The organism is Paraburkholderia acidicola (assembly GCF_002362315.1).
GTDB lineage: Bacteria > Pseudomonadota > Gammaproteobacteria > Burkholderiales > Burkholderiaceae > Paraburkholderia > Paraburkholderia acidicola.
Genome location: NZ_MTZV01000006.1, coordinates 2,858,169 through 2,868,418, shown reverse-complemented (window position 1 = coordinate 2,868,418; position 10,250 = coordinate 2,858,169). Strand labels below are relative to the sequence as shown.

Sequence of the window (10,250 nt, the reverse complement as noted above, 5' to 3'; positions counted from 1 at the left end):
AGTTTCCCGCGGCGCGCCTCCATCAAGCGCCCACACTTATCGGCTGTTAATTTTTAAAGATCGCATCGCACTCCGGTCCGTCGCGCTGGCTACTTCATGGTCACTTCAACCACCTTCCAGCACCGCCTTCCTGCGTCTGCCGCATCAGCAGCAGAGAAACGAGATTATGAAGACTTTCCAGCAGAACGTCAACAGGTTTATCTAACTTCCTCACCCGCCTGCCCCGCCGCAAATCCCCGCCAGTACTGGCTCTCCCGCCTCCCGCACCCCCCTTCTCCGGAGCGCGAAAGACCGAGATTCTAGCGACACCATCACCGCCGCGCAAGCGTTTTTTCGAAGCGTTGAAATTGCTCGATCTTCTCTGCGCGATCGTGTTCCCGCTCGATACCGAACAGACCAATATCGAGCCGTTCCTATCGAACCCCAGAGGCCAACGCAGATGGTCAAACAGAGAGATTCGGCGGCACGACCGCCGAAGCCGGGGGAAACGCAGCGCGAAAACGCTGCGGCAAAACGTAGTGCTCGCCTAAGCAGGTACGTACCGCTCCATTACCCGTTCGACCACACCGAGAAAGTGCTCGATATCGGGTGTCTTGCGACTCTGCACTTTCGCGCGATCGTCCCACTTGCGCACACGCAGCGCGTCCGGCGCATAAGGCTTGCGCAAGAAGGCCTGCGCCTCCTCCGCGCTAAACACACCGCCCTGCAGTTCAAGGCTGCGCACGGAATCCACGCTCAGACAGTTGAAATAGCTGTGATCGATGGCACACAGGCAGCGCTTTGCATCGACATGCAGCCGGATCGGCTCAAGCACCGCTTCTGGTAATACGGCCCGCAGAAACGGCAACGCGAAATATTGATGCAGATCGTCGACGCCGCGTGCACTCGGTGTATCGCCCTGCCGGTTCAGCAGATGCCCGAGGTCATGCAGAAACGCAGCTGCAACCAGTTCGTCGTTGGCGCCTTCCTGCTCGGCAAGCGCACCGCTTTGCAATGCATGCTCTAGCTGCGTCACCGGTTCGCCGCTATACGCCAGATTGCCGTGCCGTTCGAACAACACACGAATATCGTCAAGACTCAAAGCCATTCATCTACTCCCAGGGCAACGAGAAAGTCTTCAGGTTCGTGAAGCTCTTCATTGCTTCCTGCACGCCTTCCTTGTAACCCAGCCCCGAATCCTTGATGCCGCCGAATGGCGTCAACTCGACCCGGTAACCCGGCACTTCCCAAACGTTCACTGTGCCGACCCGCAGCTCATTGACGAAACGCGTGATCGCATCCTGCCGGTTCGTACACACGCCAGACGACAACCCGAACGGTGTCCCGTTGCTGATGCGGATCGCGTCGTCGAGCGTGTCGAACGTGAGGATCGGCGATACCGGCCCGAATGTCTCTTCGCGGACCAGCGTCATCGACGGATCGACGCGGTCCACGACGGTCGGCGCGTACAGCGCGCCCTTGCGCGTGTTACCCACCAGCAGCCGCGCCCCCTGCGCCACTGCCGCATCGACGCGCGACTGAAACTGCTGCGCTGCCGCTTCATCGATGACGGTGCCCATCTGGTTCGACGGATCGAACGGGTCGCCGTACGACCACGCACGCGTCTTCTCGACAACGAGTTCGGTGAACTGCGCCGCAATGCTCTTTTGCACGAGGATCCGCTTGACCGCAGTACAGCGTTGCCCTGAATTCTTGTACGAGCCCTGCACTGCAAGCGAAGCTGCACGTTCGAGATCGGCGTCTTCGAGCACAATCAACGGATCGTTGCCACCGAGTTCGAGAACCACCCGGCGATAACCCGCCCTGGCCGCGATGTGCTTGCCGATGGCGACACCACCGGTGAACGTCACGAGATCCGCAAGCGGATTAGTAACGAGTTCATCGGCGATTTCCCGCGGATCGCCGGTCAGCACCTGCAGCATCGGTTCGGGCAGACCGGCCTCATACAGGAGGTCGGCCAGATAGAACGCCGACAGCGGCACCTTCTCCGACGGCTTCAGGATGACGCGATTGTTCGTCGCGATAGCCGGCGCGATCTTGTGCGCGACCTGGTTCATCGGATGATTGAACGGTGTGATCGCAACGATCACACCTGCCAGCGGCTCGCGCTGCGTGAACACCCGACGCTTCTTGCCGTGCGGCGTCAGATCGCACGAAAAACTCTGGCCGTCGTCGCGCAACGCTTCGATCGAGGCAAACTTGAATACATCCGCCACGCGGCCGATCTCGTAACGCGAATCCTGTTTCGACAAACCGGACTCGAGCGAGATCAGATCGGACGCCGCTTCCGTACGTTCGCGCAGCAATGCCGCTGCGCGCTCGAGAATCTGCGAGCGTTCGTAGCGCGTGAGCTTCGCCTGATACGACGCGGCATACGTGAATGCCGCACGCACATCGTCAACGCTCGCGAGCGGCACCGTACCGACGCGCGTACGCGTGTACGGATCGAACACGTCGAGCACCCGCTCGCGCATCACCCGTTTGCCCTGCAAACGCAGCGCTTCTGCACGAAACGCCGGATGGTCGGTGAGGATCGCGTTCATGGCGCCACCACATGATTCAGCGCAAGGTCGAACACATCGAAGTTGCGCAGCCGCTTGCCCGCATCCACATCGACGATCGACCGGTTGAAAATTAGCGGTACGGTTTGCTCCGACAACCCGCCATGCGAGCGCAGCGGTACGGTCAAGCCGGACAGATCATGTTGATCGGCACGCGTACCGAGCGCCACGTTGCGCGTACCGACCACGACGATATCGCCGACCCGGTCGTTCGGTAGCTCGAAGCGTTCGCATGCAGCGCGATTGTCGAGCACGACCTCGACGCCTTCGATACCGCGCAGGCGTTCGATCGTCTGCGCCACATCGACATCGTGCGGCAGATAGATTGTGGCAAACGAACCGAGCGCACCGTGATGCACGACGTAGGGATCGGTGATCGGCAGAATCACACGTGCAGCGCGCTCGCCGAGCCATTCGTCCATCACGTCCTGCAGATAGATCACGTTCGGCTCGCCTGTCTGCGGATCGTGCTTCGCGTTCATGCCGTGATCGGCGGTGAGGCCGATCACCCAGCCCAGCGCGTCGAGTTGCGCGAGATAGCGATCCATCATCGCGTAGAACGCATTCGCGCCTTCGGTGCCGGGCGCCCATTTGTGCTGCACGTAATCGGTGGTGGACAGGTACATCAGATCGACGTCGCGCGTCTGCGCGAGCCGCACGCCCGCGGCAAACACGAACTCGGACAGCGCAGCGCTATATACGTCCGGAAGCGGCATACCAACCAGATCGAGCAGCCCGTCGATACCATTTTCCTCGAGCGTCGCTGCATCGGCTTTCTCCGCCGAGAAACAAATGCCCTTGAGCTGCCAGCCAAGTAGCCGACGCAGCTTGTCCTTCGCGGTCACGACAGCCACCGATGCCCCCGCTTCAGCCGCCGCCGCAAGCAACGTCCCAGCACGCAGATAGGCCGGGTCGTTCATCATCACTTCGGCGCCCTTGCCGCCGTTCGCCTGCGGGTCCCAGAAGTAGTTGCCGCAGATGCCATGCACCGACGGCGGCACGCCGCAGACGATCGACAGATTATTCGGGTTGGTGAACGAAGGGATGACACAGTCGCCCTTGAACGCCGCGCCGCCGTGCAGCATCTTGCCGAGAAACGGCGCGACGCCTGCCGCCACGGCTGCTTCAAGGTAGTCGTATTCGCAACCGTCGACGCAGACGACTACCGTGCGTTGTGCGGGCAAACGGTAGCCGCGGCCGTTGACTTCAATCGTGCGTTCGGAATAAGTGAGCATCGTTCCCTTCCATGCGCACCGGCGGCTAACCGTCAGGTGCGCGGTTCGTCAAGCGTGACCGGCAGCGGCTCCGCAGCCTGCTGTCCGGCCGGTTCATAAGCTTCGTGCGCACGCTGCCGACCACCGTTCACGTGCGCATGCATCAGCGCTGCGGCGTGCGTGGCATCGCGCGAGGCAAGCGCCGTCAAAATCGCGCGATGCTCGGCGAGCGAGCGGCGCATCGAGTCGTCGCGTGCCACCAGCGCAGCCCGGCGAAACAGGCTCAACTCGCCGACCAGCCGCCGATACGTCTCGTACAGTTTCCCGTTTCCTGCCAGCGCGACGATCGCGTCGTGAAACGCGACGTTGCCGCGCGCGTAAGCGTCGTGGTCCTGCGTATCGAACGCGTCGCGCATTGCGTCGACGTGACCTCTGAGCACCGCGAGCTGCGCGGCATCGATGCGCGGCGCCAGCATCCTGCACGCCGCCTCTTCGAGCACCGCCCGCACCGCATAGATCTCGTCGGCTTCCGCCAGCGACACCACTCGCACGAACACGCCGCGATTCTTCTCGGTGTGTACGAGGCCCGCCTGCTCCAGCGCGCGAAACGCTTCGCGCACCGGCCCACGTGACACCTGCAACCGCGCGGCCCAGTCGGCCTCGTTCAGCTTGTCGCCCGGCGCCAGCGCGCCTTCGATGATGTGACGCTCGATCTCGTCGCGCACCAATGCCGTCAGCGACTGCCTGCGCACGACGTCGATTGGATCGACGCGAGGGCTAACAACAGCGTTTTGCATATTTTCGGTCATTTCGACAAAAATTGCCACATCAATGTGTGCGAAGTGTCGCGTTAAAGCACGACGAAAAATCAGCAACGTTCGCTCATGCGCACTCAGTCATGCGCACTCAGTCATGCGTGCTCAGTCATGCGTGCTCAGTCCGCGCGACGCCGCGGCACACGCGCGGCGATCAGCAGCAGTGCGGCCAGCGACACGAGCAGCAGAATCAGTGAGAGCGCGGAAGCCGGCAGGTAGTACCCCCGCTCGACCTGGCCGACGACGACGATCGGAACCGTGGCGAAGCCCGGCGGATAAACCGTCAGCGTCGCGCCCAGCTCGCCGAGCGACAGCGCAAAACCCAGCGCGAGACTCGCGCGGATCGCCGGTACGAGTTGCGGCAGCACGACGCGGCGCAACACCATCGACGGCGGCGCACCGAGGCTCGCTGCCGCTTCGCGCAAGATGGTCAACTCGGGGCGCAGCGCCGCGGCCGCGCAGCGATAGCAGAACGGCAGCACGAGCGCGAGCTGGACGAACACGACGATCGCAGCCGAACTCGACAGATCGAGTGGCTTCTTGTGATACGCGATCAGCACCGCGAGCCCGAGCACAACGCTCGGCACGCCATTCGGCACCATCGCAATCGTATCGACGAACGCGCCCAGTCCGCGCCGGTCGCGGCCTTCGAGCGCCAGCGCAAGCCATAGCCCAAGCACGGTACCGAGCACGCCGACACCGAAGCCGATTTCGAGGCTGGTTGTCAGCGCATCGAAGTCGCTCGATCCGAGGCGTTCGAACCAGCGTGTACTGAAGCCATCAGGCAGGATCGTGCCGGACCAGTGCGACGCAACACTCGACAGCGCAACGACGATCACGGGCAGCACGAAGAGCCAGAAGCACGCGAGCGCCGCCAGCCCCAGCAACACGCTGCCGATCAGCCGCACACCGAGGCTGCGCTGTACAGGACGCGCGCGCCGGTGCAAGACGGGCAATACGGTCGGGTCGAGATCGACGGCCATTACTTCGCTCCTCCGGCCTTGCGCCGGCTCACTGTTCGATACAACGCGTAGAGCGACAACGACATCGCCAGCATCACGACCGCGCCGGCCGCGGCAGCGGGCAGATCGAGATCGACGGTTGCCGAGCTGTAGATCGCCACCGGCAGCGTGACCAGATGCGCGCTGCCGAGCACCATCAGGATGCCGAACTCGTTGAGCGTCAGCAGGAAACAGAGAATCGTGCCCGCGGCGATGCCCGGCCACGCGAGCGGCAGGATCACGCGAAACGCAACCATCCAGCCGTGTGCGCCGAGACTGCGGGCGGCCTCGATGAGCCGCATGTCGAGCGTCGCGAACGACGCGAGCGTCGGACGCACGACGAACGGCGCGTAAAACACCACCTCGGCCAGAATCACCCCGCCGATGCCGAACAGGAAATCGAGCGGCGGCGCCTGGAGATGGAAAAGCCGCTGCAAACCGATGCTGACCGAGCCTTGCGAGCCGTACAGAAAGATCAGCGTGAACGCGACCAGAAACGATGGGAACGCGACGAACAGTTCGAGAAAACGCGTGACCAGCCGCGCACCCGGAAACGGCTTGAAAAACAGCAGCGCGGCGAGCCCGACGCCGAGCAGCGAGGCGAGTCCGGCGCTTGCAAAGAGAATCCACAGCGTCGTGCCGATCACGCCGCTTGTATCCGGATTCTGGAAGAACGCTGCGTACGCATGCACGCTCAGCCCGTGTGCGCCGGTCAGACTCAGCAGCACGAGCCGCACGAGCGGATAGACGACGAGCGGACCGAGTATGAACACGGCAAGGAACAGCAGATGCCACTGCGCCGCACGCTCGCGACGGCGCTTCGCGGCAGCATGCGCTGCGGCCGTGGCCGCGCGCTTCACGTCGGCTGCAGCAGCTGCGCCGAACGCGTCGTGACCGTCAGGCGCGGATAAGGACGACATCGTCTGCCTCATAAAGCAGTGAAACACGGGCGCCCCGTTCCGGCGTCATGCCGTGGCCGCGCTGCATCGTGACGAGCACGGGGTCGTTCGGCATCGCATCGAGCACGACCGATACCGACAGAACCGCGCCATACCATTCGACCGAAGTAATCGCGCCGTGCAGATGCCCTTCGCCGAGCGGCACGATGCGCAGGCTTTCCGGACGCAGACACGCAACCCGGTCGCGCTCCGTATAGCGCGTATCGCCAAGCGGAAACGCGACGTGCGGCGGCAACAGGTTCGCCGCGCCGAGATAGCGCGCGACGAAGCCGTCGTTCGGTGTGTCGTACAGCTGTTGCGGTGTGCCGAGCTGCGCAATCTGACCTTCGCGCATCAGCAGCGTGCGGTCGGACAGCACCAGGGCATCGTCCTGATCGTGTGTCACGCACACGATCGTGAGATTAGGCAGGCGCTCATGCAGCGCCTTCAATTCGGAGCGCACCGAAGCGCGCAGATTGGCATCGAGTGCGGACAACGGCTCGTCGAGCAGCAGCACGTCCGGTTCGATCACGAGCGCACGCGCAAGCGCGACGCGCTGCTGCATGCCGCCGGAGAGCTGCGCGGGCATCACGTGCCCCGAGTCACCGAGCTGCACGAGCTTCAGCGCATCGGCGACGCGCCGGGCGACTTCCTTCGCCGGCGTGCGCCGTGCGCGCAACCCGAACGCGACGTTCTCGAACACCGACAGATGCGGAAACAGCGCATAGCTCTGGAACAGCAGCCCCAGATTGCGCCGGTGCGGCGGGACGTGCGTGAGATCGCGACCGGCCACCGTCAAGTTGCCGGCCAGCCCGTCCGCCTCGATGAACCCGGCAATGAAACGCAACAGCGTCGTCTTGCCACATCCGCTGCGACCGAGCACGGTCAGTAGTTCACCGCGCTCGATCGTCAGCGAGAGATCGTCGAGCACCGTGCGCGTACCGAAACGCACGGTCAGATGCTCGATGTCGACGCCGGCTGGCGTGTCCGGATGCGCAGCGTCGCGCGCCGCGGAGACGGCGTCGAGTGCGCCGGGATGAGCAAGACTTGCCGTATTCACCGGGTCCATCCTCCAACTTGGCAATACGCTATTGCGGGGGCGATAGCGAAACGATAACTACGCGTGGGTCGCGTCGATCTCGACGCGACGTCGCGATTATTTCGGTTTGACGACTTCGAGTTGCTTGCCCGAATCGCCGATCACGTCGTTCTTCCAGCGCGTGGTCCAGTCGGCCTTCTTCGCCATGACCTGGGTCCAGTCCACCGGAATCAGCTTCACACCGGCGATCGCCTGCTTCACCGCGGCGCCGTTCTTGCCGGCGAGCGGCACGTCGGTGCGACCCGGGATACCGAAGATGTCCGGCACCTTCGCCTGCACGTCGGTCGACATCAGGTAGTCGATCAGCTTCTTGCCTTCAGCCTGGTTCGGACCGCCCTTGATCAGGCCGATCGCGTACGGCAACTGGAACGTGGACGGCTGGCCGCCCGCCTCGGCGGCGAGGAAGATCGGCTTGAGCGACAGGCCGCCGTTCGCAGCGTCGTCGAGATCCATCTGCAGATCGCCGTTCGCTACCGAAATCTCGTTACGTGAAAGCAGCACATCGAGGTAGCCGGTGCCCTTCGTGTGGAACTTCGCGCTCTGTTCGAGCTTCTTCAGGTAATCGAATGCCTTGTCTTCACCCATCAGCGAGGTGGTCAGGATGATCACGGCCATCCCGTCGCCGGCTGTTGCCGGATTCGAGTACGCGATCTTGCCGGTGTAGTCCGGATGAAGCAGATCGGCAAACGTCTTCGGCTGCGTCTTCACGACTTCCGGGTTGATCGCAAACGAGAAGTAGTTGTTGACGAACGTCGCCCACGTACCGCCCGGCGCCTTGGCGATGGCCGGCACGTTCTTGTAGTTCGCGCTCTGGTAAGCCTGCAGCAGACCGGCCTGATCGGCCTGCTGGATAAACGGTGGCAGCGTGACGAGCACGTCCGCTTTCGGCGAATCCTTTTCGATCGTCGCGCGGTTCACGACTTCCCCGCTGCCCGCCGTCACGATCGCCACCTTCACGCCTTCCTTCTTTTCGAAGGCCGGCAGCACGTCCTTGTACAGATTCTCGAGGCCATCGGCCGTGTACAGCACCACCGGATCCGCCGCATGGGCCGGCAGGGCCGCGCCGAAGGCAGCCGCCGTCACGAGGGCCGGCAGCAGTTTGCGGACGGCACGGACTGGCGTGCGATGGGGATTCGTCTTTGTCATGTCGCTCTCTCCGAGGAAACGGAAAACTATTCACCAGGAAAAACCCTGGCTATTGTGATTGAACGGCGGTAGCGCCGCGCCGCGTACGTCTGGCTGGTCCAGCCAGATTGCAGATTGCCTACAAACCTGCGCGCTCCATGCCCAGCAAGACTACCCGAGAATCATCCGAGCCAGCGCGCCACCCGACCTGCAGCCTTGCCTGAACGGGTTCGGCAAGAATCACAGGTTTGCGTGACAGCACCATGACTATTTTCACCATTTCCAAAAAATGACACAATTCGCCAATAATATGCAAACCAACACGTGTGCGCCAGTGCGCACTTCTCATCATTGACGTAGGAGGTTATGTGATTCTCGGAAACGATCCAGTCCTGCTGACGCCGGGCCCTTTGACCACTTCGCCCGCGACCCGCGAGGCCATGCTGCACGACTGGGGCTCGTGGGATACCTCATTCAACCGCATGACCCAGAGCGTCTGCGCCGACCTCGTGGAAATCGTCCACGGGCAAAACGACTATGTATGCGTACCGCTGCAAGGTAGCGGTACCTTCGCCGTCGAAGCCGCGCTCGGCACCCTGGTCCCGCGCGACGGCCGTGTGCTGGTACCCAATAACGGCGCCTACTGCACACGCATCATCCGGATCCTGCAACGGCTCGGCATTGCGTATGTCGAGCTGGCGCTGCGCGAGGACGAACCCGTCACTGCCGTGGCAATCGAAGACGCATTCAACGGCGACCCGCGCATCACCCACGTCGCGCAGGTGCATCTGGAGACGAGCGCGGGCCTGCTCAATCCCCTCGATGAAATCGCCGCCGTATGTCAACGGCATGGCAAACGCCTGATTGTCGACGCGATGAGTTCGCTCGGCGCGCTGCCTATCGATCTGCGCCGCGGCGGCATCGATGCGCTGGTGTCGGCCAGCGGCAAATGTCTCGAAGGCGTGCCGGGGATGGGGTTCGTGATCGTGCGGCGCGAGCTGCTCGAAGCGAGCGAAGGACGTTCGCCGTCGCTCGCGCTCGATCTGCACGACCAGTACACGTATATGCAGAAGACCACACAGTGGCGCTTCACGCCGCCGACGCACGTGGTCGCGGCGCTGCGTCAGGCACTGGATACCTTCATTGCCGAAGGCGGTCAGCCGGCGCGCGGTGCGCGCTATGTGCGTAATTGCGCGACGCTGGTCGACGGAATGAAAGCACTCGGGCTCGAGCCGTTCCTGAAGCCGGAGGTGCAGGCGCCGGTGATCGTCACGTTCCACGCGCCGAACGATCCGGCCTGGCGCTTTGCGGACTTCTATGCCGCCGTGCGCGACGCGGGCTACATACTCTATCCGGGCAAGCTCACGCAGGTGGAGACGTTCCGCGTCGGCTGTATCGGTGCGATCGATGCCAACGAGTTGCACAACGCGGTGGCGGCCATCGGCCGCGCACTCGTCGCGTTGGGATTGAAGGTCAGGTAAGGGAGAGGCGCTGCGC

Annotated in this window: 10 protein-coding genes; 2 read left to right on the top strand and 8 right to left on the bottom strand. The window is 63.1% G+C overall.

The genetic code is table 11. From position 1 onward, the window contains the following. Positions 1-205: hypothetical protein (locus BWP39_RS32195; protein ID WP_207557212.1), on the top strand; the 205-nt coding region annotated here is incomplete at its 5' end. Between the two features lie 321 nt (positions 206-526). Here BWP39_RS32195 and BWP39_RS31310 read toward each other — a convergent pair. From BWP39_RS31310 to phnS, 8 genes are all read right to left on the bottom strand, one after another. Further along, on the bottom strand, positions 527-1,087 hold the full coding sequence (locus tag BWP39_RS31310; protein ID WP_096726033.1) for a phosphonate degradation HD-domain oxygenase: 561 nt from the start codon (positions 1,085-1,087) through the stop codon (positions 527-529). 4 nt (positions 1,088-1,091) lie between these two features. Further along, positions 1,092-2,543 (bottom strand): phosphonoacetaldehyde dehydrogenase, encoded by a 1,452-nt coding sequence (gene phnY, locus BWP39_RS31305; protein ID WP_096726032.1) that lies wholly within the window; start codon positions 2,541-2,543, stop codon positions 1,092-1,094. After that, positions 2,540-3,796 carry a phosphonoacetate hydrolase gene (phnA, locus tag BWP39_RS31300; protein ID WP_096726031.1) on the bottom strand — a complete coding sequence of 419 codons (1,257 nt, stop codon included), beginning with the start codon at positions 3,794-3,796 and terminating at the stop codon, positions 2,540-2,542. The genes phnY and phnA overlap by 4 nt, the downstream gene beginning before the upstream one ends. 32 nt (positions 3,797-3,828) lie before the next feature. After that, the gene (locus tag BWP39_RS31295) at positions 3,829-4,584 is read right to left on the bottom strand and encodes a phosphonate utilization associated transcriptional regulator (RefSeq protein ID WP_096726288.1); all 756 of its coding nucleotides are present in this window, start codon (positions 4,582-4,584) and stop codon (positions 3,829-3,831) included. Between the two features lie 125 nt (positions 4,585-4,709). Beyond that, positions 4,710-5,573, bottom strand: coding sequence for a 2-aminoethylphosphonate ABC transport system, membrane component PhnV (gene phnV / locus BWP39_RS31290; protein ID WP_096726030.1), 864 nt, complete (start codon positions 5,571-5,573; stop codon positions 4,710-4,712). Next, a complete protein-coding gene (phnU, locus tag BWP39_RS31285) occupies positions 5,573-6,511 on the bottom strand; it encodes a 2-aminoethylphosphonate ABC transporter permease subunit (RefSeq protein ID WP_096726029.1) in 939 nt (312 codons plus the stop codon). The genes phnV and phnU overlap by 1 nt, the downstream gene beginning before the upstream one ends. Continuing rightward, positions 6,489-7,589 carry a 2-aminoethylphosphonate ABC transport system ATP-binding subunit PhnT gene (gene phnT, locus BWP39_RS31280; protein WP_096726287.1) on the bottom strand — a complete coding sequence of 367 codons (1,101 nt, stop codon included), beginning with the start codon at positions 7,587-7,589 and terminating at the stop codon, positions 6,489-6,491. The genes phnU and phnT overlap by 23 nt, the downstream gene beginning before the upstream one ends. Before the next feature lie 96 nt (positions 7,590-7,685). Continuing rightward, entirely contained in the window at positions 7,686-8,774 is a 1,089-nt protein-coding gene (gene phnS / locus BWP39_RS31275; protein WP_096726028.1) for a 2-aminoethylphosphonate ABC transporter substrate-binding protein, read from the bottom strand. Between the two features lie 347 nt (positions 8,775-9,121). On the opposite strand from phnS, the gene BWP39_RS31270 reads away from it, so the two are divergent. Continuing rightward, complete coding sequence (locus BWP39_RS31270) at positions 9,122-10,234, top strand: 2-aminoethylphosphonate--pyruvate transaminase (RefSeq protein WP_407944808.1); 1,113 nt, start codon at positions 9,122-9,124, stop codon at positions 10,232-10,234. Positions 10,235-10,250 lie beyond the last annotated feature (16 nt).

Excerpts from the sequence above, each read along its gene's own strand:
- BWP39_RS31310 (WP_096726033.1), bottom strand. The coding sequence starts at position 1,087 with ATGGCTTTGAGTCTTGACGATATTCGTGTGTTGTTCGAACGGCACGGC.
- phnY (WP_096726032.1), bottom strand. The coding sequence starts at position 2,543 with ATGAACGCGATCCTCACCGACCATCCGGCGTTTCGTGCAGAAGCGCTG.
- phnA (WP_096726031.1), bottom strand. The coding sequence starts at position 3,796 with ATGCTCACTTATTCCGAACGCACGATTGAAGTCAACGGCCGCGGCTAC.
- BWP39_RS31295 (WP_096726288.1), bottom strand. The coding sequence starts at position 4,584 with ATGACCGAAAATATGCAAAACGCTGTTGTTAGCCCTCGCGTCGATCCA.
- phnV (WP_096726030.1), bottom strand. The coding sequence starts at position 5,573 with ATGGCCGTCGATCTCGACCCGACCGTATTGCCCGTCTTGCACCGGCGC.
- phnU (WP_096726029.1), bottom strand. The coding sequence starts at position 6,511 with ATGTCGTCCTTATCCGCGCCTGACGGTCACGACGCGTTCGGCGCAGCT.
- phnS (WP_096726028.1), bottom strand. The coding sequence starts at position 8,774 with ATGACAAAGACGAATCCCCATCGCACGCCAGTCCGTGCCGTCCGCAAA.